Origin of the sequence: Sphingomonas sp. Leaf21 (assembly GCF_916858675.1) — a bacterium.
Classification (GTDB): Bacteria; Pseudomonadota; Alphaproteobacteria; order Sphingomonadales; family Sphingomonadaceae; genus Sphingomonas.
This window is the reverse complement of the sequence record NZ_CAKASM010000001.1, coordinates 92,480-116,330: the sequence shown is the minus strand read 5'-3', so window position 1 is coordinate 116,330 and position 23,851 is coordinate 92,480. Positions and strand designations below refer to the sequence as shown.

Genomic DNA, 23,851 nt, shown 5'->3' with positions numbered 1-23,851 from the left:
AAGCGATGATCGCTCAGGACTATGCCGTCGCGGAGGCGCCCAAGCGGGCGCGGATCTGGTCGCATCTCTACGTACAGGTTATTTTCGCGATCGCGCTCGGTGCGATCATCGGCCATTTCTGGCCTGGTTTCGGCGAGTCGCTCAAGCCGCTCGGCGATGGCTTCATCAAGCTCGTCAAGATGATCATCGCGCCGGTCATCTTCCTGACGGTCGTCACCGGCATCGCCGGAATGCGCGAACTCGGCTCGGTCGGCCGGGTCGCTGGCAAGGCGTTCTTCTACTTCATCAGCGTCTCGACGCTGGCGCTGATCGTCGGCCTGATCGTCGCCAATGTGGTCCAGCCGGGCGCTGGCATGAACGTCGATCCCGCGACCCTGAACGCCGGTTCGGTTACCGAATATGCGGCCAAGGCGCACGACACCACGATCACCGGATTCCTGCTCGGCATCATTCCCGACACGCTGGTCAGCGCGTTCACCCAGGGCAACATCCTGCAGGTGCTGATGGTCGCGATCCTGTTCGGAATCGCGATGGCCTTGGTCGGTGAGCCCGCCAAGCCGTTGCTCAACAGCCTGGAGCGCCTCAGCATCGTCGTCTTCCGCCTCGTCGGGATCCTGATGCGCGCCGCGCCGATCGGAGCCTTTGGCGCGATCGCCTTCACCATCGGCAAATATGGCGTCGGCAGCCTGGTCAGCCTCGGCGCGCTGGTCGCGACCTTCTACCTCACGTCGATCCTGTTCGTGGTCGTCGTGCTGGGCACGATCGCCCGGCTCAACGGCTTCTCGGTGCTGAAGCTCATCCGCTACCTCAAGGCCGAGCTGCTGCTGGTCCTGGGCACCTCGTCGTCCGAGGCCGCCCTGCCCAGCCTGCTCCAGAAGATGGAGAAGGCCGGCTGCGAAAAGTCGGTCGTCGGCCTGGTGGTCCCGACCGGCTATTCGTTCAACCTCGACGGCACCAACATCTATATGACGCTGGCGGCGCTGTTCATCGCGCAGGCCTGCGGCGTCGACCTGTCGCTGGGTCAGCAGCTCGCACTGCTCCTCGTCGCCATGCTCAGCTCGAAGGGTGCGGCGGGCGTCACGGGCGCCGGGTTCATCACCCTGGCCGCCACGCTGTCGATCGTGCCGACGGTTCCGCTGGCGGGCATGGCGCTGATCCTCGGCATCGACCGCTTCATGTCGGAATGCCGCAGCCTGACCAACTTCATCGGCAACGCGGTCGCCACCGTCGTCGTCGCCCGCTGGGAGAATGCGCTCGACAAGGACGCGCTGGACGCCGCGCTGAACAACAAGCCCGCCGTCCCGGCGGCACAGGCCGCCCTGGCCTGAGACGCATCCCGGCCCGGTCGATCGCGTCGACCGGGCCGCCTGTCAGCGATGCGAGATAAAGGACCGACGCCATCGCAGATCGGTCCGATCGAGAGGAAGATCATGACGAAGTTCGCTTGGCTAGCCGGTACGGCCGCCGCCACCGCGATCGGGTTGCTCGCTGCGCCCGCTTTTGGCCAGACCGCCACACCGCAGGCCGCTGCCGAGCCCGCCAGCCCCGCCAGCACCGCCTACCCGACCAGCGCCTCGGGCGACGGCAATACGGTGGGCGGCTACAACCAGTCGCGCTGGGCGGAGGACTGGCGCAAACTGTGCGATCCCGCCAAGCGCGACGACCCGATCGACGCGCTGAAATGCGTGAAGCTGACCCAGGACGGCAAGTCCTATGTCACCTTCTCGGGCGAGCTGCGGACGCGCGTGAACCTGACCACCAACCCCAATCTGCGCGAGGTCGAGCAGCAGCGGCAGGATATCGCCCGCATCGTCGGCGGTGCCGACGTTCATCTGGGCGACCATTTCCGCGTCTTCGGCGAGCTGGGCCGCGCCGAGTTGCAGGGCATCAACCTGGGCTCGCCCGCGGGCAATCTCCGCAACCAGTTGGCGGTGCAGCAGCTTTTCGCCGAGGTGAAGGGCAAGGCGCTGGGCCTGGACGTCGGTGTGCGTGCCGGGCGTCAGGAATTCTTCGACGGGCCGCAGCTATTGACCGTCGGGCGTGACAACAACACGCTCTATTTCGTGCTCGACGGCGTTCGCGCCTATGCGCGTGGCAAGGACGCACGGGTCGACGTGTTCGATCTGAAATACGTCAATTACGGCTTTGGCGGGATCAGCGACGACAAGACCAATCCCGACGTCCGTTTCACCGGCGCGACCTTCGGCTTTCGCCTGTCGCCCAAGCTGTTCGGTGGGTCGAAGCTGTTTCTCGATCCCTTTGTCTGGCGGCTGCGCAACCGGCGCGCGACCTGGGGCGGCGTGATCGCGCCGGAAGAGCGCTATTTCCTCGGCCTCCATGCCTATGGCGATGTGGGACCGGTCAATATCGACTGGACCGTCAACAACCAGCGCGGGACATTCGGCGACCGCAATATCTCCGCCTGGCAGGCGTTCATCGCCCAGACCTACCGCCTGGGGAAGAAGCCGGATGCGCCGCGCGTCGGCTTCCACGTCGACTATGGCTCGGGCGGCGGCAGCTATGACCGGACGGGCGACCTCAACACGACGAGCGGTCTGTTCGGCAACAACATCTATTATAGCTACGGCCTGTTCCTGACACCGACCAACCTGCTCTATGCGGCGCCGAACTTCACCTTCACGCCGGTGAAGGGCGTCCGCCTGGCCGCCGAATATGGCTTTGCCTGGCGTCCTGACGAGTTCGACGCGGTGTACCGCGCCAGCGGTGCCGCCTGGCCGGGCACGCAGAATGTCCGTGGGAAGAAGATCGGCGAGGTCGCGCGCCTCCAGGCCGTCTGGAGCATCACGCCGCGCCTGTCCTTCACCGGCCGCTACGAGCATTTCCAGGCCGGCTCGGCGCTGGAGCGCGCCAATTTGAAGAGTTCCGACTTCTGGGCGGGCTGGCTCAGCTTCCGCTTCTGAACATCCGAATATCGACACGAACATAGGGGAGACCATCATGTCGAGCAGCACCACCGATCCCGATCGGCAAAGGCTGAAATCCATCATCGGCGGATCGACCGGCAATCTGGTCGAGTGGTTCGACTGGTATGTCTATTCCGCCTTCACGCTGTATTTCGCGCCGCATTTCTTCCCGTCCGAGAATCGCACCGCGCAGTTGCTCAGCGCGGCCGCCGTCTTCGCGGTCGGCTTCGTGATGCGGCCGATCGGGGCATGGGTGATGGGCATCTATGCCGACTCGCGGGGGCGCAAGGCGGGCCTCACCCTGTCGGTGACGCTGATGTGCATGGGCTCGCTGATCATCGCGGTGACGCCGGGCTATGCGACGATCGGTCTCGCCGCGCCCGCGCTCCTGGTACTCGCGCGTTTGATGCAGGGCCTGTCGGTCGGCGGAGAATATGGCGCCAGCGCGACCTATCTGTCGGAGATGGCGGGCAAGGACCGGCGCGGCTTCTTCTCGTCCTTCCAATATGTCACGCTGATTTCGGGCCAGTTGCTCGCGATCTGCGTCCTGCTGATCCTGCAATCGACGCTGACCGAGGCGGCGCTGGACGAATGGGGCTGGCGCATCCCCTTCGCGCTGGGGGCGGTTCTGGCGATCGTCGTGTTCTACATCCGGCGCGGCCTCTCGGAGACCAAGAGCTTCGAGAACGTCAAGAAGGCGGGACAGCCCAAGTCCGGCCTTATCCAGCTCTTCACCAAACACCCCAAGGAAACGATGACGGTCATGCTGCTGACCGCCGGGGGTACGCTCGCCTTCTACGCCTATTCGATCTACATGCAGAAGTTCCTGGTCAACACCAGCGGCTTCAGCCGCGAGGTCGCGAGCCAGATCAACGCGGTCACCCTGTTCGTCTTCATGCTGCTCCAGCCGGCGGCGGGTGGGCTGTCCGACAGGATCGGGCGCAAGCCGTTGATGGTGGCGTTCGGGATCGCGGGCGTGCTGCTCACCTATCCCATCTTTTCGACGCTGGAGACGACGCGCGATCCGCTGGTGGCGGGTGCGCTGGTGATGGGCGCGCTGATCATCGTCACCGGCTACACCTCGATCAACGCGGTGGTGAAGGCGGAACTGTTCCCCGCGCATATCCGAGCGCTGGGCGTCGCCCTGCCCTATGCGCTGGCCAACACCATCTTTGGCGGCACCGCCGAGACGGTCGCGCTGCTGTTCAAGAAATGGGGCTTCGAGCAGGGCTTCTACTGGTACGTCACCGCGATGATCGGCATCTCGCTGATCGTTTACCTGCGGATGCGCGATACGGCGAAGAACAGCCAGATCGTCGAGGACTGATCCTCAAACCCCGCGTGCGGCAAGCACCCGCGACACGATCGGGCCGAGGCTTTCCGCCTTGGCCCGGTCCATGTGCGACCCGTGGGTGATCAGCGCCTGATCGAGCACGGTATCGATCGGTGACGGCGTCCTCTCGCTGGGCAGGATCGCGGCGAGCGCCACGACCAGGCTCCGCGCGACCGCCGCGTTGGTGCCGAGTTGTGCCAGCACCGCATCGACCTCGACATGCGCCTCGCCCTCGCGCCAGCAGTCATAGTCGGTGACCATGCCGATCAGCGCATAGGGCAGCTCTGCCTCGCGCGCGAGCTTCGCCTCCGGCATGGCGGTCATCCCGATCACGTCGGCACCCCATTGGCGGTACAGATGGCTTTCGGCGCGGGTCGAGAATTGCGGCCCCTCCATCGCCAGATAGGTTCCGCCGTGAACCATCCGCGCCCCGGCGCGCTCGCCGGCCTGCGCCGCCATGGTCGACAGCCTCGGACATACCGGATCGGCCATCGAGACATGGGCGACGAGGCCGGATCCGAAGAAGCTGGTATCGCGGTGGACGGTGCGGTCGATGAACTGATCGACGGCCACGAAGCAGCCGGGCGACAGTTCCTCGCGCAACGACCCGATCGCCGATATGGCGAGAACGTCCGTGCAGCCCGCAAGCTTCAGCGCATGGATATTGGCACGGGCATTGACGTCGGTCGGCGACAGCCGGTGTCCGCGCCCATGACGCGGCAGGAAGACGAAACGGACGTCGCCGATCCTGCCGCGCACCAGCGCATCGGATGGCGGGCCCCATGGCGTTTCGGGCGTGATCGTCTCGACATCCTCGAGGGCGTCGATCCCGTAAAGTCCGGACCCGCCAATAATCCCGATCGTCCAGCCCGTCATCTCGCGCTCCCCTGTCATCGACGGGCGGGTTAGGCGCATGTCGATGACAAAGCAAAGGGGCGCACGGGACGACATCCCGCACGCCCCCCGGCTCGAGCGCGACGGCTGGGAGGGGCTAGCCGTTCGTCGGAACCATGTTCGCCTGGCTCGTTTCACGCAGGCCACCGCCGAGCGCCACATAGAGCGTCACGTCGTTCTGGAGCGCGGCGCTGCGCAGCGTCAGCAACTGTTGCTCAGCGGAGAACAGGTTGCGTTCCGCGTCGAGCACTTCGAGATAGATGGCTATGCCATTGGTGTAGCGCAGACGTGCCGTGCGTGCGAGGCGACGCTGGGCATCGACCGCCCGGGTCTGCGCCTCGATCTGCTCGGCATAGCGGCGGCGAGCGACCAGCGCATCGGCGACCTCGCGGAATGCGCCCTGCACCGTCCGCTGATAGGCGGCGGTCAGCTCGTCGGCCTGCGCACGGCTGAGCCTGAGTTGCGCGTTGCGCCGCCCCCAGTCGAAGATCGGCAGCAGCGCGGCCCCCTGCACCTGATATTGCCTGGAACCGCCATCGATCAGGCTGCTCAAGGCCGGCGACACGAATCCCGCCAGGCCCGTCAGCGAGATGCTGGGCAGGAACGCCGCGCGCGCCGCCCCGATATTGGCGTTCGCAGCCAGCAATTGCTGCTCCGCCTGAAGCACATCGGGCCGGTTGACCAGCAGCGCGGAGGGCAGGCCGGGCTCGATATCGGCGAATTGCTTCTGATCGTTCAGCCGCCGCCCGACGGGCAGCGTGCTCGTCACCGGTCCTCCGACCAGCACGGTCAGTAGGTTCTGCGACTGCGCCACGGTGCGGCGCAGTTCGGCAAGCTGGGTCTCCGCCTGGGTCAGCAGCGCCGCCGCCTGGTCGTAATCGACGCTGGAAGTGACGCCCGCCTCCATCCGCCGCCTGGCGATGCCCAGCCCCTCGCGACGGCTGGTGACGGTCCGCTCCGCGAGCGCGATCTGCTCGTCGGCGGCACGGATCTGGAGATAGGTCGCCGCGACCTGCCCGACCAGCGAGAGGCGGAAGGCCCGCTCCGCCTCGACGGTCGCCAGATATTGCCGCCGCTGCGCCTCGGCGAGGTTGCGGACGCGCCCCCAGAAATCGAGTTCGAAGCTCGACACGCGGGCGCCCACCGCGAACTGGTTGTAGGTGATCGAGGTCGGGTTCTCCGCATCGCCCCCGCCCGGCAGGGCATCGCCGAAGCCGAGCGAGTTGAGCGGAACACGGGTCCGCGACGCCGACGCCGACGCGTCCAGCGACGGCAGCCGCTGCGCATCCTGGATCCGGTACTGCGCCCGCGCCTGCGCGACGCGTGCCACTGCCTGGGCGAGGTCGCGATTGTTGGCGAGCGCGGCGGCGATATAGGCCTTTAGCTGCTCGTCCGCGAAGAACTCGCGCCAGCCGATCTCGGCCGCCGTCCGGCTGCCCGTCACCGCCTCGGGATAGGTGGCGGAGACCGGCGCGACCGGCTGGTGATAGCGTGGGGCCAGGTTGCAGGCGGTCAGGCCGCTGGTCAGCGCCAGCATGGCGGCGATATGCGAAAAGCGCTTACGCATGGGCCGTGGCCTCCTCATCGTCGGTTCGCCGGTCGCGCTCGCGCGCCTCCTCCTCGGCATCCTCGGCCTCATGATCGGTCTCGCGCGCGAGCCATTTCTTGGCGGCGATGTAGAAGACCGGCGTGAAGAAGATGCCGAACGCGGTCGCCGCGATCATGCCACCCATCACGCCAGTGCCCACCGCCCTTCGGCTGGCCGCGCCCGCACCGCTGGCGATGAACAGCGGCACCATACCGAGGATAAAGGCCAGGCTGGTCATCAGGATCGGACGGAGGCGCTGGCGGGCCGCCTCGACCGTCGCCTCGAACGGCGAACGGCCCGCCTGCTGATCCTCGATGGCGAACTCGACGATCAGGATGGCGTTCTTGGCCGCCAGCCCGATGATCGTGATCAGCCCGACGTTGAAATACACGTCCGCCGAGAAGCCGCGCACGATCGTCATCAGCACCGCGCCGAGCACGCCGAACGGCACCACCAGCAGCACCGCCAGCGGGATCGCCCAGCTTTCATACAGCGCCGCGAGCAGCAGGAAGACGACGACCAGCGACAGACCCAGCAACAGACCGATCTGGCCGCCCGCCTGGCGTTCCTCGAACGCGGTGCCGGTCCATTCGAAGCTCATGCCGGGCGGCATCACTTCGCGCGCGATCTTCTCCATCTCGCCAAGCGCGGTTCCGGTCGACTGCCCCTGAGCCGCCATGCCCGACACGGTCAGCGACGGATACCCGTTATACCGCTCGAGCTGCTGCGGACCGTTTTGCCAGCGGACCTTCGTGAAGGACGAGAAGGGCACCATATTGCCCTGCGCATTGCGCACGCGCAGCGCCAGCACGTCCTCGGGCGACATGCGCTGCGGTGCATCCGCCTGAAGATAGACGCGCAACACATTGCCTTCACGAACGAAGTCGTTGGCATAGGCCGAGCCGAAGGCGATCGACAGCGTCTGGTTCACGTCCGCGATCTGGAGGCCGAGCGCGCGCGCCTGGATACGATCGATGTCGACATAGAGCTGCGGCGCGGGCCCCAGTCCTTCAGGGCGAACCCCCATCAGGACGGGGTTCTTCGACGCCTTGGCCAGGATCGCGCCCTGCGCCTGTTGAAGCGCCGCCTCGCCCAGCCCCGAGCGATCCTCGATCTTCATCGAGAAGCCGGTGGCGTTGCCCAGCGCCTGGATCGGCGGCGGGTCGAGCGCGAAGATGGTCGCCTCCGGGATCGACTGAACGAAGCCCATCGTCTTGCCCACCAGCGTCGTCGAGTTGTTCGCCGTCCCCTTGCGCTCCGCCCACGGCTTCAGATTGACGAAGGAGATACCCGCCGCCTGCCCCTGGCCGAAGAAGTTGAAGCCCGCGACCGACACGATGTCGGACACCTGCGGCTGGGCATGGAGGAAGTTCTCGACCTTGGTGATCGCCTCGCCCGTCCGCTCCAGCGTCGCGCCGGGGGCCGCGTCATAGGACACGAAGATATACCCCTGATCCTCGGTCGGCAGGAAGCCGCCGGGAATGCGCGTGAACATCACGCCGGTGATGACCACGACGACCGCGAACACCGCCAGCCAGCGGACGGGGCGCGCCATCATCCGCTTGACGCCGCCGCCATATTTCTCGGTTCCGCGACCGAACCTGTCGTTGAACCAGTTGAAGAAGCGCTGCGGCAGGCCTCGCACGCCGGGCCTGGGCTCGCGGCGATCCCCGGTATGCGCGTCCTCGTGCTTTAACAGCGTTGCGCACAGCGCGGGCGTCAGCGTCAGCGCCAGTACCGCCGAGAAGAAGATCGACACGGCCAGCGTCACCGAGAACTGTCGATAGATTCCCCCCGTCGAGCCGGGGAAGAAGGCCATCGGAATGAACACCGCGACCAGCACCAGCGTGATGCCGATGATCGCCCCGGTGATCTGTCCCATGGCCTTCACCGTCGCCCGGCGCGGGCTGAGCCCCTCTTCCGACATGATCCGCTCGACATTCTCGACGACGACGATCGCATCGTCGACCAGAATGCCGATCGCCACCACCATGCCGAACAGCGACAGCGTGTTGATCGAGAAACCGAACGCCAGCAGCCCGATACAGGCACCGCCGAGCGCGATCGGCACGACGATCGCCGGGATCAGCGTCGCACGCCAGTTCTGCAGGAACAGGAACATCACGAGGAACACGAGGATCATCGCCTCGACCAGCGTATGGATCACGCTGTCGACGGAGGCGGTGATAAACGGCGTCGTGGTGAAGGGCACGCTCCAGGTCACGTCGGCCGGGAAGCTCGACTGGAGCTGCTTCATCTTGGCGGTCACCGCGTCCGCCGTCGCCAGCGCGTTGGCCCCGCTGGCGAGCTGGACCGCCAGGCCGACCGTCTCCTTGCCGTTCAAGGTCAGGCGAAAGCCGTAATTGTCCTTGCCCAACTCGACCCGCGCGACATCGCCCAGCCGGATCGCCGAGCCGTCGGGATTGGCGCGGATGATGATCTGCCGGAACTGTTCGGGCGTCGCGAAGCGGTTCTGGGTAATGATCTGTGCGGTGAATTCCGCCGTCCGGTTCAGCGGCTGCGCGCCGATCGAGCCGCCCGCCGTCTGGCTGTTCTGCTCCTGCACCGCCGCCAGCGCCTCCGACGCCGACAGGCCGTACCCCGCCAGCTTCTGCGGATCGAGCCAGATGCGCATCGCATAGGGCGAGCCGAACAGCTGCACGTCGCCAACGCCGTCGATCCGGCGCAGCTCGTTACGGATATTGTTCTCGGCGAAGTTGCCCATCTCGACCGGGCTGGTCCTGCCCGACTTGGAACTGAGCGTGATGACCTCGAGGAAGCCCGCCGATCCTTCGGTCACCTGGATGCCCAGCGCGCGCACCTCCTGCGGCAGGCGGGGTTCGGCGCGGCTCAACCGGTCCTGGATCTGCGTGCGTGCGACGTCCAGATCGGTGCCGGGCTTGAAGGTGACGGTGATCTGCGCCGTGCCGTTGGAACGGCTGGTCGACGCCATGTAGAGGAAATTGTCGACGCCATTCAGTTCCTTTTCGATGACCGCGGTCACCGAACGGTCCATCACTTCGGCATCGGCGCCGTTATAGCTGATCGCAAGGTTCAGCGCGGGCGGCGCGACCGACGGATAGCTTTCGATCGGCAACAGTCGGAGCGCGATCACGCCGAATAGCGCAATGAAGAGCGCGATCACCCAGGCGAAGACCGGATGATAGACGAAGAAGCGGTTCATGCTGTTTTACTCCGGCGATCAGCGGGCCGCGGGCGGCTGGCCACCCTGCTGCCCCTGCGCCTGCTGCGCGCCTTGCTGGCTCGATGGCTGGATGCGGACCTTCTGGCCCGGCTGCACCTTCTGCCAGCCTTCCGTGACGACCTTCTCTCCGGGCTTCAGGCCGGACAGGATCACCCAGTTGCTGCCGACCTGCCCGCCCAGCGTGACCGGACGAGTCTGAACCGTGCCCGATCCGTCGACGACCATGACCGAGGCGGCCTGGTTGCTGAGCTGGACCGAACGCTGCGGAACCGCGATACCGTTTCGGATGGTCCCGGCATTGACGTGGGCGCGAACGAACTGGCCCGGCAGCAGCATGCGGTTGCCGTTGGGGAAGCGCGCACGAAGCTGTTGGCTGCCGGTCGTCGGGTCGACGGTCTGCCCCGCAAAGTCGAGCTGTCCCGTCGGGCCATATTCGCTGCCGTCCTCCAGGGTCAGGCGGACCGTGATATGCGACAGATCGGGCAGCGCCAGCCCACCCGAGCGGGCCTGCTGGATCAGGTTGGTCAGGGCGGCGTTCGACTGGGTGAAGACGGCATAGATGGGCGACATCTGGTCCACCTGGGTCAGCGGGGTGGCCTGTGTCGCGCTGACCAGCGCGCCCTCGGTCACCTGCGCGCGGCCGACCCGACCGGCGATCGGAGCGCGGACGATGGTGTAGCTGAGTTGCAGCTGCGCCCGCGACAGCGCCGCGCGCGCATCGGCGACGCTGGCATCGGCCTGACGCAGGTCCGATTGCGCGGCATCGAATTCCTGCGCGCTGACCGCTCGCTCGGCGACCAGCGGCTGATAACGACGGACGATCGAGGCGGCGTTCGCCCGCGCCGCCTGCGCCCGCGCCAGCGTCGCCTGCGCCTGCGTCACCTGCGCCCGGTAGTCGCGCTGGTCGATGCGGAACAGCGGCTGCCCCTCGGCGACGTCGGTCCCCTCGCGATAGAGCCGCGCCTCGACGATGCCGTCGGTGCGCGCGCGGACTTCGGCGGTACGCATCGCCTCGATCCGGCCGGGGAGTTCGATGATGTTGGGCACCGCGGCCGCCTGGACGGTCACCGCCGTGACCAGGGGCGGCGGCGGGGCGGCCTGCTGCTGCTGTTCGCCTTGCCCACATGCGGCCAGCGCAAAGGCCATCGCAAGCGACGACACGAAGCCGGAAAATTTGGACACGCCCTGAAACTCCCTGAACCACATGACGTTTTAGTCATCCGGTTCCCTGTACCTCGCACCTGCACAAAAGCAACGATTAGGTACAATTAAATTTGACCTATACCCATGGAGGCCGCAAAGGGGGATCATGGCCATCATCAAACGGACTGCTGGACGCCCGACGCGAGAACAGGCCCAGCATATCGACGACATCATCCTGACCGGCGCGAGAGAGGCGTTTTGCTGCCGGGGTATCGAGGGCACCTCGATGGAGGAGATCGCCCTGTCCGTGGGGGTCAGCAAGCACACCATCTATCGGCGCTATGCGGGGAAGATGGCGTTGCTCGACGCAGTGGTGAACCGCGATCTCGAACGGCTCAGCCGGGCTGTGCTGGATGTTGCGTCCGATCCGGACCCGCTCGAACGCCTGCACCTCGCCGCGCGCCGCTTCTTCTTCTTCTGCGTCGAGCCGGAGTCGATCCGCTTCATGGCCTTCCTGACCTCCGAGGCGGTATTTTCGGACGAGCTGCGCCAGCGCTTCGCGACGTGGGACCGGATCATCTCCGATCCGCTGATCTCCTGTATGCGCGACGCGCAGGATGCGGGCGAGTTGCGCACGGACGAGACGCCGCTCAGCCTCTTCAACCTTCTGACCGACATGCTCGACGGTCCCAGCCGCCGCATGCAGTTCGCGCTGCCCGACCCGTTCGGCGGCCTCACTCCCGATGCCTTTTTCGAGCATCGCTGGTCGGTCTTCCTCAAGGTGGCGACGGCAGGCTGAGCGGGAACGCCTTGGGCGCTGCGGACGTTGGCGGGCGCATGGCCGACGACCTGCTGATCTTTCGCCCCGATGATGTCGATCTCTCGCGATCCCCGCTTCGCCGGGGCATAGCCGAGCCCACCTATGTGCTGGGGGCGTTCAATCCCGGAATGACGCGGCTGGCGAACGGCAACCTGCTGCTGATGGTCCGTGTCGCGGAAGCATTGAGCCAGCCGGTCGACGGCGCTCACGTCCGTGCGATCCGCTGGACCGAGAGCGGCTATGTCCTCGACCGCTATCCACTCGACGCGGTCGACATGACCGATCCCCGCCAGTTCGCGATCCGTGGCAGCGCACACCGCATCCTCGCCCTCACCTCGCTGTCCTGGCTGCTGCCGGTCGAGCTTTCGGCCGACGCAAGCCGGATCGTGGCGGTGCATTACGACAAGGCGATCGAGCCCGCCGCGACGTGGCAGGATTATGGCGTCGAGGATGCGCGGATCAGCCGTATCGGAGACCGCTGGTACATGACGACCTGTTCGGTCTCGGCCGAGCGGCACTCGACCACGCTCCATATCTCGGACAACGGTCTGGATTACCGGCTGGCGGGCATCATCCTCGACCACCAGAACAAGGACATGCTGTTCTTCGAGGGACTGGTCGACGGCCGCTTCATGGCGCTGACCCGCCCGCTGGGCGAGGTCTATTTCGCCTATCCCGGCGAGAGCCCCTTCGTCGGCGGGCCATCGATCAACTTCGCGACATCGCCCGACGCGCTCCACTGGAAGCCCGTCGAGGCACCCGGCATCCGGGCGCGAAAGGCCGCGACCTCCGCGATGAAGGTCGGTGGCGGCACACCCCCGATCCTGACCGATCAAGGGTGGCTGACCCTTTATCACGGGGTGGAGCGGCGCGAGTCGGTCGGCATCTATCGAAGCTTCTGGGCGCTGTTCGACGTCGACGATCCGACCCGCATCCTGCGGATCGAGGACGACGCGCCGATCCTCGAAGCCGATCCGGCACTGACAGCGTCGATCGCGCACCAGATGTATCTGCCGACGCCGGTCGTCTTCTCGACCGGCATTGTCGACATGGGCGACCATTATCTGGTCGCGAGCGGCGAGGCGGATCTCGCCTGTCGCATGACCCGCCTTTCCAAGGGCCTGTTCGCATGACCAGGCGCCCCTGGTGGCAGTCGGCCGTTCTCTATCAGATCTACCCCTGGTCCTTTCAGGACAGCGATGGCGACGGCATCGGCGACCTTCGCGGGATCGAGAGCCGCCTCGACTATCTGGTCGAGCTTGGCATCGATGTGATCTGGCTTTCGCCCATATTTCCGTCACCTATGGCGGACTTCGGATATGATGTCGCCGATTATTGCGGAGTCGATCCGCGGTTCGGTACGCTAGCCGATTTCGACTCGTTGCTGGCATCGGCGCATGCGCGCGGATTGAAGCTGCTGCTCGACTTCGTACCCAATCACAGCTCCAGCCAGCACCCCTGGTTCATCGAGAGCCGAGCCTCGCGCGACAATCCGAAGCGCGACTGGTATATCTGGCGCGACGCGGCGCCGGGTGGCGGCCCTCCCAACAACTGGATCAGCGACTTCGGCGGACCCGCCTGGACATGGGACGACGCCACCGGCCAATATTATTACCATGCCTTTCTGAAGGAACAGCCCGACCTCAACTGGCGCAACCCGGCGGTGCGCGCCGCGATGCTGGACGTGCTCCGCTTCTGGTTCGCGCGCGGGGTCGACGGGTTCCGGATCGACGTCCTCTGGCACATCGTCAAACATGCGGCGTTTCCCGACAATCCGCTCAACCCAAATTGGGATCCGGCGACGGGCGAGATGAACCGCGTATTCCAGCTGCATTCCACCGACCAGCCGGAAGTCCATGACATCGCCGCCGATATGCGAGCGATCGCGGATGCCTTCGGTCGTGAGGGCGACGACCGCGTCCTGATCGGCGAGATCTACCTGCCGGTCGAACGGCTGATGCGCTATTACGGCCAGCAGGGCGAAGGGGTGCATCTGCCCTTCAATTTCCAGTTGATCGACGCGCCATGGGATGCGCGGCATCTGGCGCGGATGATCGCCGAATATGAGGCCGCGCTGCCGTCCGGCGGTTGGCCGAACTGGGTGCTCGGCAACCACGACCGCCCGCGGAGCGCGACCAAGCGCGGGGCCGCGCAGGCACGGGTGGCGGCGACGCTGCTCCTGACTTTGCGCGGCACGCCGACGCTTTATTATGGCGACGAGATCGGCATGGAGAACGGCACGATCCCAGCCGACCGGGTCCGCGACCCCCGCGAACTGCGCGAGCCGGGGCTCGGGCTGGGACGCGATCCGGTCCGCACGCCGATGCCTTGGGACGACAGCGACCATGGCGGCTTTTCGACCGGCGAACCCTGGCTGCCGCTCGGTGGGGACTGGCGGCAGCGCAACGTCGCGGCCGAAATGGCGGACCCCCATTCGATGCTTGCGCTTCACCGTGCGTTGCTGGCGCTGCGGCGGGTCACGCCCGCGCTGGCGACCGGCACCATCCGCCTGATCGAGTCGAGCGGCCCGGTTCTCGCCTATGCGCGCGAGCAGGACGGCGAATGCTATGTCGTCGCGCTCAACCTGAGCCATGACGCCGCCGTGGTGTCCTTGCCGCAGGGCCGGGTGGTATTGTCCACCCTCCCCGGCACGCTCCCCCCGCACGCCCCTTCCCAGCTCCGCCCCGACGAGGGCCTGATCCTGAAAGTCGACCGCCCAGTATGAAGATCGCGATGATCGCCCCCATCGCGTGGCGCACGCCGCCACGCGCCTATGGTCCATGGGAGTTGGTGACCAGCCTGCTGACCGAGGCGCTGGTGGCGCGCGGGGTCGACGTGACATTGTTCGCGACTCAGGACAGCCTGACCAAGGCGACGCTCGCCGGACCCGTTCCCGCCCCCTATTCCGAAGACCCCAGCGTCGATGCCAAGGTCTGGGAAATGCGCCACCTGGCCGCCGTATTCGAACGCGCGGACGAATTCGATCTGATCCACAATCAGGCGGACTTTCCCGCCCATGCCTTTGCCGGGCTGGTCGACACGCCGATGGTCACCACCATCCACGGCTTTTCCTCCGACCGGATCGTGCCGATGTACGAACCCTATCAGGATCGCGTGCACTATGTCGCGATCTCCGATGCGGACCGTCATCCCCGGCTGCGCTATGCCGACACCATTCACCATGGCATACCGATCGAAGATTTTCCTTTCGATCCAGCAGGTAGCGACGATCTTCTATTTTTCGGTCGCATCCACCCCGACAAGGGTGCGGCAGAGGCGATCGCCGTCGCGAAGGCAACCGGACGGCGCCTCGTCATGGCGGGGATCGTGCAGGACCAGGGCTATTGGGAGCGAGAGGTCGCGCCGCATGTCGATGGCGAGTGCATCGTCTATCGCGGGCCTGTCGGCGGCGTGGATCGGACCGCGACGCTGGGCCGGGCCAAGGCGTTGCTGCACCTCATCAATTTCGACGAACCCTTCGGACTGTCGGTGGTCGAGGCCATGGCCTGTGGCACGCCGGTCATCGCCATCCGCAGGGGATCGATGCCCGAATTGATCGAGGACGGGGTCAACGGCTTCCTCGTCGACTCGGTCGAGGAGGCGGTCGCGGCACTGGCGCGGATCGACACGATCGACCGGGAAGCCTGTCGCGCCGCGGCGGCCGCCCGTTTCTCGGTCGATCGCATGGCCGATCGCTATATCGCGCTCTATCGCCGCATACTCGGTCGGTAACGCGCGAGCTTACCCGCGCAGCGACAGCGCCTTGGCATCGATCCGCTGGAGCATCGCGACGAAGCTGTCCAGTTCCTCCGGCGCGAAGCCTGCGAAGAGCTGCGCCTCCAGTTCCAGTGCCTTGGGTGCGACATCGGCATAGAGCGTCCGCCCCGCATCGGTCAGGACCAGCAGGTGCGAGCGGCGGTCGCCGTCATGCGCGGTACGGTCGAGCAGCCCCCGGCCGACCATCGCGATCGCCGCGCGCGAGACCGTCACCTTGTCCATCCGGCTGCGCTCGCAGACCGCCGATTGCGCGACCCCGCCTTCCTCCGCCACGATCGCGATCAGGCGCCACTCGGGAATGGTGAGCCCGAAGAGCTGCTGATACGCGCTGGCGATATGGTCGCTGACCAGGTTCGAGGTGATCGACAGGCGATAGGGAAGAAAGCCGTCCAGCCGCAATTCGCGAGATCGTAACATTTGACACCAATTCCCCGTTCTGCGATCTAGTAACCCACGATACTGGATCAGGAGTTGGACGTCATGGCAACCACCCCGAACAATCCGCTGGGCCTGGACGGCTTCGCATTCTGCGAATTCACGACCCCCGAGCCGGAGGCACTGGCGCGCCAGTTCGACATGATGGGGTTCGTCCCCACCCACCGCCATCCCGACAAAGCGATCACCCGCTACAAGCAGGGGCGCATCACGCTGCTGCTCAATGTCGAGGGCAAGGGGCAGGCGGCCGACTTCCGTGCCGAGCATGGCCCTTCGGCCAGCGGCATGGGCTTCTACGTCGCCGACCCGGTCGAAGCGTTCGACCATGCGGTGCGCGGCGGGGCCACGCCGGTCGACGCCGCACAAGGCTGCCTGAGCCCCGATGCAAAGGCGATCGAGGGGATCGGCGGCAGCTACCTCTATCTCGTCAAGGCGGGGCAAGACCTGTTCGCCGACTGGAACGAGATCAGCGGCTGGCAGGACGCCGAGGCCGAGAAGAATGTCGGTCTCGACCTGCTCGATCACCTGACCCACAATGTCCGTCGTGGCGAGATGCGGACCTGGTCGGGCTTCTACTCCAAGCTGTTCGGCTTCGAGGAGCAGAAGTATTTCGATATCAAGGGCAAGGCGACCGGCCTGTTCAGCCAGGCGATGATCGCCCCCGACAAGGCGATCCGCATCCCCCTGAACGAGAGCCAGGACGAGAAGAGCCAGATCGAGGAATTCATCCGCGAATATAATGGCGAGGGCATCCAGCACCTCGCGCTGACCACCGACAACATCTTCGAGACGGTCGAAAAGCTGCGCGCCAACGGTGTCCGGCTGCAGGACACGATCGAGACCTATTACGAGCTGGTCGACAAGCGCGTGCCCGGCCATGGCGAGGACCTCGAGCGCCTGAAGCGCAACCGCATCCTGATCGATGGCAATGTCGGTGAGGAAGGCATCCTGCTCCAGATCTTTACCGAGAATATGATCGGCCCGATCTTCTTCGAGATCATCCAGCGCAAGGGCAACGAAGGCTTCGGCAACGGCAATTTCCAGGCGCTGTTCGAGTCGATCGAACTGGATCAGATCCGGCGCGGCGTCATCACGGTGGATGCCTGAGCATCCGCCGATGCGCGCACGACGGTGCGCGAGCAAGTCCGGCCAGCGCGGTCGAGCCAGCGCATAGCGCGCGGAGCGACCGCGTCTGACGCGCTGGCGTGTTGTGGAGAGGAAAGCGATGACGACGTCCTACATCCCCGGCTTCGGCAATCACGTCGCGACCGAGGCGGTTCCCGGTGCCCTTCCCATCGGCCGCAACTCGCCGCAGCGCCCCGCCTATGGCCTCTATGCCGAGCAGCTCTCGGGCACCGCGTTCACCGCGCCGCGCCACGAAAACCGCCGCTCCTGGCTGTATCGCCTTCGCCCGACCGCCGAGCATCCGCCCTATGAGCGCTATGACGGCGCACCCCGCTTCGCCCCTGGTACGGCCGATGCCCCCCTGCCCCCCAACCGGCTGCGCTGGGATCCGATGGCGATGCCGGAGGCGGGGACGGACTGGATCGACGGAATGACGACGATGCTCGCCAATCGCGATCCCGCCGATCTCGAAGGCGTGGCCGTGCATGTCTATGCCTGCAACCGCGACATGGACCGGGTCTTCCTTGATGCGGACGGCGAACTGGTCTTCCTGCCGCAGGCGGGGCGGCTCGCCATCCTGACCGAGCTCGGACGCATCGACATCGCGCCGGGCCAGATCGCGCTGGTTCCGCGCGGCGTTCGGTTCCGTGTCGAGTTGCCCGATGGCGAAGCGGCGGGCTATGTCGCGGAAAACCACGGCAGCCTGTTCCGCCTTCCCGATCTGGGCCCGATCGGCGCCAACGGCCTTGGCAACCCCCGCGATTTCGAGACGCCCGTCGCCTGGTTCGAGGATCGCGACGAACCCACGCAGGTCGTCCAGAAATTCCTCGGTTCGTTGTGGACGATGACGCTCGATCACAGCCCGCTCGACGTGGTGGCGTGGCATGGCAATCTGGTGCCGTGGCGCTACGACCTGTCGCGCTTCAACACGATCAATACGGTCAGCTTCGACCATCCCGATCCGTCGATCTTCACCCTGCTGACCTCGCCCAGCGACGTACCGGGTCGCGCCAATGCCGACCTCGTCCTGTTCCCCCCGCGCTGGATGGTGGCGGAGGATACCTTCCGGCCACCCTGGTTCCACCGCAACGTCATGTCGGAGGCGATGGGCCTGATAACCGGAGCCTATGACGCCAAGGCGGAGGGTTTCCGTCCCGGCGGCCTGTCGCTCCACAATCTGATGGCGGGCCATGGCCCGGATTTGGCTAGCTGGCATGGCGCGAGCGCCGCCGATCTCAAGCCGCACCGGATCGAGGGCACCATGGCCTTCATGGTCGAGAGTTGCTGGCCCTACCGCCCGACCGCCCATGCCCTGACCCACGCGCAACTCGATTACGACGCGGTGTGGAAGGATTTTCCCAAGGCCAGGCTGCCATGAGCCTGACGCTGCACGGCTATTGGCGGTCGAGCGCCGCCTATCGCGTGCGACTGGCACTGGCGCTGAAAGGTCTGTCCTATACCAGCATCGCGCACGACCTCCGCATCGGGGCGCAGCGCGCGGAGCCGTATCGGGCGCTACAACCGCAGGGGCTCGTCCCGGCGCTGGAGGGTCCGGACGGCACGCTGATCCAGAGTCCCGCGATCCTCGAATGGATCGAGGAGCGCTATCCCGATCCCCCGCTGCTCCCCGGCGACAGCGCCGGGCGGGCCGTCGTTCGTGCGATGGCGGCGATCGTCGCCTGCGACATCCATCCGATCAACAATCTGCGCGTCCTGGCGATGCTGCGGACGGATCTCGGTGCCGATGAGGATGCCGTCCGTCGCTGGATCGCGCATTGGGTGGCCGAGGGTTTCCAGGCGCTCGAAACACTGATCGCGCGTCACGGTTCGGGCTATGCCTATGGCGACACGCCGACGCTGGCGGACTGCCATCTGCTGCCCCAGGTGTATAATGCCGAGCGGTTCGGCGTCGATCTCGCGCCCTACCCCAAGTTGCTCGCCTCGGCGGCCAAGCTGCGCCGCCGCGTGCCCGAAGCGGCGCCCGAGGTGCAGGGCGACGCCGGATGAGCGACGAGCGCCTGTCAGCGACGCCGCCCGGCATCGCGCTGGGTCCGCTCGACATGATCGCCGAGGGGGCCGCGCGGAATTTCGTGATCCAGATGCGCGCGGGTCGCTTTCATGGATTCGTGGTGCGGCGGGGGGACGCGGTGCACGGCTATGTCGATCGTTGCCCGCATATGGGCTTGCCGCTCGCGCAAGACCTCGATGCCTATCTGACGCCGGACGGGCAACGTATCGCCTGTTCCTGGCATGGCGCGATCTTCGCCGTGGAGGACGGCACCTGCCTGGGCGGACCGTGCGCGGGCCAGCGACTGACCATCTGGCCCGTCACCGTCCGCGACGGGGCGATCGTCACGGCGTGACGTTGCCGACCTCGGCATGGGCGATCGCCTGCAACCGGCGGACGAGCCGGGGATCGAGCCCCAGATCGCGCGCGGCCCGCTCCTCTTCGCCCAGACGCCGAACGTCGAAGCCGGTGACCTTCCCGAAGATGACGAGCGCTTCGAGATAATAGCCCGCCGCGCTGGCATGATACTGGTCCCACGTCCACAGATCGACCTGTCCGAAGGCGATGCCGTCATAGGGATTGGGATCCGCCACACGTTCGGCCCAGGCCCGGTTCCAGGCCTGACCGACCGGGATGGTCCCGGATATCTCGGGAAAGCGCCGCACCGCGCCCGCGTTCGCCGCCGCCAGATCGTCCGCCATCGTCGTGATCGGCTTGCCCCGCCACGGGCTCTGCGTGCGGTAGGTCAGGTCGGCGCGGCTCCAGGTCGATACGAGTTCGACACGCACGCGCGGGTTGGCGCGATGGAGCATCGCGGCGAGCAGCCCCGCCGCCTCGACATGCCGGGTCGGATCGCCCGGACGCTGCGCATCGAGGGTGCTATACCCCTGAAGGATCACCACATCCCAGCGGCCATCGATCTCGCGCCGCTTCTGCTCATAGTGAAAGGCGAGGTCCCTGCCGCCCGCCGTCTCCAGACTGACGGTCCAGTCCTGCCCGGCTTCCTCGGCAAAGGTCTTGAACAGCGCGGGAACGCCGCCGATCCCCTCGCGGTTCAGGTCGCGGACGAGGTCGGGTCGATAGCGCATCACCGGCGAATTGGCGCCGAAGGTGAAGCTGTTCCCGACGAACAGGATCGACTCGGCGGCGGTCGGCGCGGCCATCGTCATCCCCACCGTGGCCGCCATCCAGCCGACTATCCTGCGCGCCACGCTCATTCCCCTTCTCGCTCCACTTCGCCGCCATCTGGCCGAAGCCCTTGGGTACAGGCAAGCCGCCACTTGCCCATGATGGTAATATACCCTATACCCCTATGCGTTATGGCGCATGTCACCACCAGCAAGGAAAAGATCATCGCCCGCGTCCGGCGGATCGCGGGTCAGGTCGCTGCGATCGAGCGGTCGGTCGTGGCCGACGCCGATTGCGCCGAGACGCTCCACCTCGTCGCGGCGGTTCGGGGCGCGGTGGCCGGGCTGATGGACGAGCTGGTCGAGGACCACCTCCACGCGCATGTCGCCGCTCCGGGGCAAAGCGACGCGGAGCGCAATGCCGCCGCCGCCGAGCTCGCCAAGCTGCTCCGCCGCCACTTCCGCTGAAAACCGATGCTCGACGATGCTGCAAGGGACGATGTCATGATCACGCAAAGCCATGACTATCTGGGCCACGCCCATGACGAGAATGCGCGCCGCACGCGTCTGGTCGTCTGGTTGTCCGCCGCGATGATGGTGGGTGAGATCGTCGCGGGCTATCTGACCGGGTCGATGGCATTGCTCGCCGACGGGTTCCACATGGCGACCCATGTCGGGGCGCTCGGCATCGCCGCCATCGCCTATTCCTATGCCAAGCGGCACGTCGCCAATCCGCGCTATAGCTGGGGCACCGGCAAGGTCGGCGAACTGGCGGGGTTCGGCTCGGCGATGGTGCTGGGTCTGGTTTCGCTCGGCATCGCCTATGAGTCGATCATGCGGCTGAGCGACCCGCACACGGTCGCGTTCGGGGACGCGATCTTCGTGGCCGTGCTCGGCCTGCTGATCAACCTGGTCAGCGCCTGGATGCTGGGCCACGGACATTCGCACGGTCATGATCACGGGCATGGTCACGGACACGGGCATGGTCACGGACACGGGCATGGCCATCATCATGGCCATGACCATGCGCATGATCGTCACGGCGGCGACACCAATATGCGTGCGGCCTATGTCCATGTCCTGGCGGATGCGCTCACCTCCGTGATGGCGATCCTGGCCTTGGTGGCGGGTCGCTATCTCGGCTGGCTGTGGCTCGATCCCGCCGTGGGCCTGTTTGGTGCGCTGGTCATCGCCAACTGGTCGGTCGGGCTGATGCGTCAGGCCTCGGCGGTCTTGCTCGACGCCGCCGACCCCGTGCTCGCCAGCGAAGTCCGCAACCGCGTCGAAGGACCCGGCGACCTTCGCATCCATGATTTCCACATCTGGCGCATCGGTCCGACCGCGCACGCCGTGGTCCTGGCGGTCGAGGGCTTCGATCCGGCACTCGACTGCGCGAGCGTCCACCGGCGGCTCGATGGCATGGGCGCGCTCGGGCATGTCACGATCGAAGTGCGCTAACGCTTCGTTGAGGGCGACCGTATAGGAGCGCGACGATGCGCGGCATGCAAATCCTGGCGGGGGCGATCCTGATCGGCGCGGTGAGCGGCGGGGCATTGCTCTGGCGCCACGGCAGCAAGCCACAGGCCGCGCAAACGCCTCAAGCCGTCGTTGCTCCCGCGCCCGTCGAACTCTCTCGGTCGCCGACACTGACGCCGAGCCCGACACCAGCACCGTTCGTCGTCCGGCACATCCTGCCGATCACCAAGCCGCTGCATCATGGCGATTTCGTCTGGGACGAGAGTGGCGCGCCGCAGGGGCCGGTCGTGATCACCGTCGACCTTGCGGCACAGGTCGTCTCGATCTTCCGGGACGGCTATGAGATCGGGGCGGCGGCGATCATCTTCGGCGCGGACAATATGCCCACCCCGCTCGGCGTGTTTCCGATCCTCCAGAAAGACGCCGACCACGTCTCCAACCTCTACGACGCGCCCATGCCCTATATGCTGCGGCTGACCAATGACGGCGTCGCGATCCATGCCAGCGACGTCCGTTACGGCAACGCCACCCATGGCTGTATCGGCGTACCGCTCGGCTTCGCGCGCAAGCTGTTCGCCGCGACCCGGCTGGGCGACCGGGTCATCGTCACCAATGGCAAACGGCTGGAAATGGGTCAGAGCATCGTCGGCTGACCCGCGACGCCCCGACCCGGCACCTCAGGCCGCCGGTGCGAGCGCCGGGCATTCCGCATCGAGCGCCGCCCCGAGATCGCTCAGGATATCGCGTGGATCCTCCAGCCCGACCGACAGGCGGACGAGGTCGGGCATGATACCGTGCGCGATCAGTTGCTCGACCGGATAGGTCGAGTGGGTCATGCTCGCGGGGTGCTGGATCAACGTCTCGGCATCGCCCAGCGACACGGCACGTCGGATCAGCGTCAGCCGGTTCATCACCCGCTTGCCGCCATCGAAACCGGTCTTCAGCCGGAAGGCGATCATGCCGCCCGGCAGCGCCATCTGCCGCTTTGCGAGGGAATGCTGCGGAAAGCTCGCCAGTCCCGGATAATGGACCACATGTACGGCCGGATGACGCTCCAGCCACTCGGCGACCGCCTGGGCCGAGGCCGCATGGCGCTGCACCCGCAGTTCCAGCGTCTTCAACCCGCGCAGCACGAGCATCGCGTTGAACGGCGACAGCACCGCGCCCGTCATGTCCTTCAGCCCGAACATCCGGATCTGCTGGATATCGGCCGCGCGCCCCAGCACCACCCCGGCGACCAGATCGCCGTGTCCGCCGAGATACTTGGTCGCGGAGTGGACGACGAAGTCCGCGCCCAGCGCGACCGGGCGGGTGATGACGGGGGTCGAATAGGTGTTGTCGACCACGCTCCACGCGCCACGCGCCTTGGCGAGGGCACACACCGCTTCGATATCGACCAGACGCATATTGGGGTTCGCAGGCGTCTCGAAATAGACCAGCCTGGTCTCCGGTCCGAACGCCGCCGCGACCGCATCGATATCGGTCATGTCGACATGCCGGACACGGATGCCGAAACGCCCCAGGCCATGCTGCATGAAGGCGAAGGTACAGCCATAAAGCGTCATGTCGGTCAGGATCTCGTCACCCGGCCGGAGCAGCGTCCACAGCGTCGCGCTGATGGCGCCCATGCCGGAGGCCGTCGCCAGCGCCGCCTCCGCCCCTTCCAGAAAGACGAGCCGCCGCTCCAGCAGGTCGAGCGTGGGATTGGAGATACGGCTATAGATATGGCCGGACTGCTCGCCCGAAAAGCGCGCCGCGCCGTCCTCCGCACTGTCGAAGGCGAAGGTCGAGGTCAGGTGCAGCGGCGGAGTCAGCGCGCCTTCATGATCCCTGGGGTCATAACCATGGTGGATCGCGGCGGTCGCGAAGCTTACATCATTCCGTATCGACATGGCGGTGCATCCTGGTGCGGCAATGCCAAATGATACCTCCACGATGCCGCGCTGAAATTGCGTATGGCGTCGTATATCGGTGCATGATTGGCAGAAGCTGCTAA

The 23,851-nt window shown here is 66.2% G+C and carries 21 protein-coding genes; 14 read left to right on the top strand and 7 right to left on the bottom strand.

What is annotated here, in order from left to right; all coding sequences use genetic code 11:
* Positions 1–5 precede the first annotated feature (5 nt).
* The 3 genes from LRP66_RS00540 to LRP66_RS00530 all read left to right on the top strand — a co-directional run bounded on the left by LRP66_RS00540 (position 6) and on the right by LRP66_RS00530 (position 4,251).
* Positions 6–1,328: a dicarboxylate/amino acid:cation symporter gene (locus LRP66_RS00540; protein ID WP_230480494.1), complete on the top strand. Its 1,323-nt coding sequence runs from the start codon at positions 6–8 to the stop codon at positions 1,326–1,328.
* Between the two features lie 102 nt (positions 1,329–1,430).
* Complete coding sequence (locus tag LRP66_RS00535) at positions 1,431–2,921, top strand: alginate export family protein (RefSeq protein ID WP_230480493.1); 1,491 nt, start codon at positions 1,431–1,433, stop codon at positions 2,919–2,921.
* 37 nt (positions 2,922–2,958) lie between these two features.
* Positions 2,959–4,251, top strand: a complete 1,293-nt coding sequence (locus LRP66_RS00530; RefSeq protein ID WP_230480492.1) for an MFS transporter — start codon at positions 2,959–2,961, stop codon at positions 4,249–4,251.
* A 3-nt stretch (positions 4,252–4,254) separates the two neighbouring features.
* Here the strand turns inward: LRP66_RS00530 and mtnP are convergent, their stop codons facing one another.
* From mtnP to LRP66_RS00510, 4 genes are all read right to left on the bottom strand, one after another.
* Entirely contained in the window at positions 4,255–5,133 is an 879-nt protein-coding gene (gene mtnP / locus LRP66_RS00525; RefSeq protein ID WP_230480491.1) for an S-methyl-5'-thioadenosine phosphorylase, read from the bottom strand.
* 115 nt (positions 5,134–5,248) lie between these two features.
* Entirely contained in the window at positions 5,249–6,718 is a 1,470-nt protein-coding gene (locus LRP66_RS00520; protein WP_230480490.1) for an efflux transporter outer membrane subunit, read from the bottom strand.
* The gene (locus tag LRP66_RS00515) at positions 6,711–9,923 is read right to left on the bottom strand and encodes a multidrug efflux RND transporter permease subunit (protein ID WP_230480489.1); all 3,213 of its coding nucleotides are present in this window, start codon (positions 9,921–9,923) and stop codon (positions 6,711–6,713) included. Before LRP66_RS00515 ends, LRP66_RS00520 begins: the two co-directional genes overlap by 8 nt.
* Positions 9,924–9,941: 18 nt before the next feature.
* Positions 9,942–11,126 carry an efflux RND transporter periplasmic adaptor subunit gene (locus LRP66_RS00510; RefSeq protein ID WP_230480488.1) on the bottom strand — a complete coding sequence of 395 codons (1,185 nt, stop codon included), beginning with the start codon at positions 11,124–11,126 and terminating at the stop codon, positions 9,942–9,944.
* Between the two features lie 127 nt (positions 11,127–11,253).
* Between LRP66_RS00510 and LRP66_RS00505 the strand changes: the two genes are divergently transcribed.
* From LRP66_RS00505 to LRP66_RS00490, 4 genes are read left to right on the top strand one after another with little or no spacing between them, the layout of a single operon-like run.
* Positions 11,254–11,886, top strand: coding sequence for a TetR/AcrR family transcriptional regulator (locus LRP66_RS00505; RefSeq protein WP_230480487.1), 633 nt, complete (start codon positions 11,254–11,256; stop codon positions 11,884–11,886).
* Between the two features lie 38 nt (positions 11,887–11,924).
* Complete coding sequence (locus LRP66_RS00500) at positions 11,925–13,040, top strand: glycosidase (protein ID WP_230480486.1); 1,116 nt, start codon at positions 11,925–11,927, stop codon at positions 13,038–13,040.
* Entirely contained in the window at positions 13,037–14,632 is a 1,596-nt protein-coding gene (locus tag LRP66_RS00495; protein ID WP_230480485.1) for an alpha-amylase family glycosyl hydrolase, read from the top strand. The genes LRP66_RS00500 and LRP66_RS00495 overlap by 4 nt, the downstream gene beginning before the upstream one ends.
* On the top strand, positions 14,629–15,639 hold the full coding sequence (locus LRP66_RS00490) for a glycosyltransferase family 4 protein (protein WP_230480484.1): 1,011 nt from the start codon (positions 14,629–14,631) through the stop codon (positions 15,637–15,639). Before LRP66_RS00495 ends, LRP66_RS00490 begins: the two co-directional genes overlap by 4 nt.
* Positions 15,640–15,648: 9 nt before the next feature.
* Here LRP66_RS00490 and LRP66_RS00485 read toward each other — a convergent pair whose 3' ends face one another.
* The gene (locus tag LRP66_RS00485; protein WP_230480483.1) at positions 15,649–16,101 is read right to left on the bottom strand and encodes a MarR family winged helix-turn-helix transcriptional regulator; all 453 of its coding nucleotides are present in this window, start codon (positions 16,099–16,101) and stop codon (positions 15,649–15,651) included.
* A 63-nt stretch (positions 16,102–16,164) separates the two neighbouring features.
* On the opposite strand from LRP66_RS00485, the gene hppD reads away from it, so the two are divergent.
* The 4 genes from hppD to LRP66_RS00465 all read left to right on the top strand — a co-directional run bounded on the left by hppD (position 16,165) and on the right by LRP66_RS00465 (position 19,607).
* The gene (gene hppD / locus LRP66_RS00480) at positions 16,165–17,226 is read left to right on the top strand and encodes a 4-hydroxyphenylpyruvate dioxygenase (RefSeq protein WP_230480482.1); all 1,062 of its coding nucleotides are present in this window, start codon (positions 16,165–16,167) and stop codon (positions 17,224–17,226) included.
* Positions 17,227–17,344: 118 nt separating this feature from the next.
* Positions 17,345–18,622, top strand: coding sequence for a homogentisate 1,2-dioxygenase (gene hmgA, locus LRP66_RS00475; RefSeq protein ID WP_230480481.1), 1,278 nt, complete (start codon positions 17,345–17,347; stop codon positions 18,620–18,622).
* A complete protein-coding gene (gene maiA / locus LRP66_RS00470; RefSeq protein ID WP_230480480.1) occupies positions 18,619–19,251 on the top strand; it encodes a maleylacetoacetate isomerase in 633 nt (210 codons plus the stop codon). The genes hmgA and maiA overlap by 4 nt, the downstream gene beginning before the upstream one ends.
* Positions 19,248–19,607 (top strand): Rieske (2Fe-2S) protein, encoded by a 360-nt coding sequence (locus LRP66_RS00465; protein ID WP_230480479.1) that lies wholly within the window; start codon positions 19,248–19,250, stop codon positions 19,605–19,607. The genes maiA and LRP66_RS00465 overlap by 4 nt, the downstream gene beginning before the upstream one ends.
* On the opposite strand, the gene LRP66_RS00460 is transcribed toward LRP66_RS00465, so the two are convergent.
* The gene (locus LRP66_RS00460) at positions 19,597–20,469 is read right to left on the bottom strand and encodes a PEP-CTERM sorting domain-containing protein (protein WP_230480478.1); all 873 of its coding nucleotides are present in this window, start codon (positions 20,467–20,469) and stop codon (positions 19,597–19,599) included. The genes LRP66_RS00465 and LRP66_RS00460 overlap by 11 nt on opposite strands.
* A gap of 102 nt (positions 20,470–20,571) precedes the next feature.
* Here LRP66_RS00460 and LRP66_RS00455 point away from each other — a divergent pair, with 102 nt between their 5' ends.
* Genes LRP66_RS00455 through LRP66_RS00445 form a run of 3 tightly spaced genes read left to right on the top strand, consistent with a single transcriptional unit; the run spans position 20,572 to position 22,508 of the window.
* A complete protein-coding gene (locus tag LRP66_RS00455) occupies positions 20,572–20,847 on the top strand; it encodes a metal/formaldehyde-sensitive transcriptional repressor (RefSeq protein ID WP_230480477.1) in 276 nt (91 codons plus the stop codon).
* Positions 20,848–20,883: 36 nt separating this feature from the next.
* Complete coding sequence (gene dmeF / locus LRP66_RS00450; RefSeq protein ID WP_230480476.1) at positions 20,884–21,837, top strand: CDF family Co(II)/Ni(II) efflux transporter DmeF; 954 nt, start codon at positions 20,884–20,886, stop codon at positions 21,835–21,837.
* Between the two features lie 35 nt (positions 21,838–21,872).
* Entirely contained in the window at positions 21,873–22,508 is a 636-nt protein-coding gene (locus LRP66_RS00445) for a L,D-transpeptidase family protein (RefSeq protein WP_230480475.1), read from the top strand.
* Between the two features lie 24 nt (positions 22,509–22,532).
* On the opposite strand, the gene LRP66_RS00440 is transcribed toward LRP66_RS00445, so the two are convergent.
* Complete coding sequence (locus tag LRP66_RS00440; protein ID WP_230480474.1) at positions 22,533–23,747, bottom strand: methionine gamma-lyase; 1,215 nt, start codon at positions 23,745–23,747, stop codon at positions 22,533–22,535.
* Between the last annotated feature and the right edge of the window lie 104 nt (positions 23,748–23,851).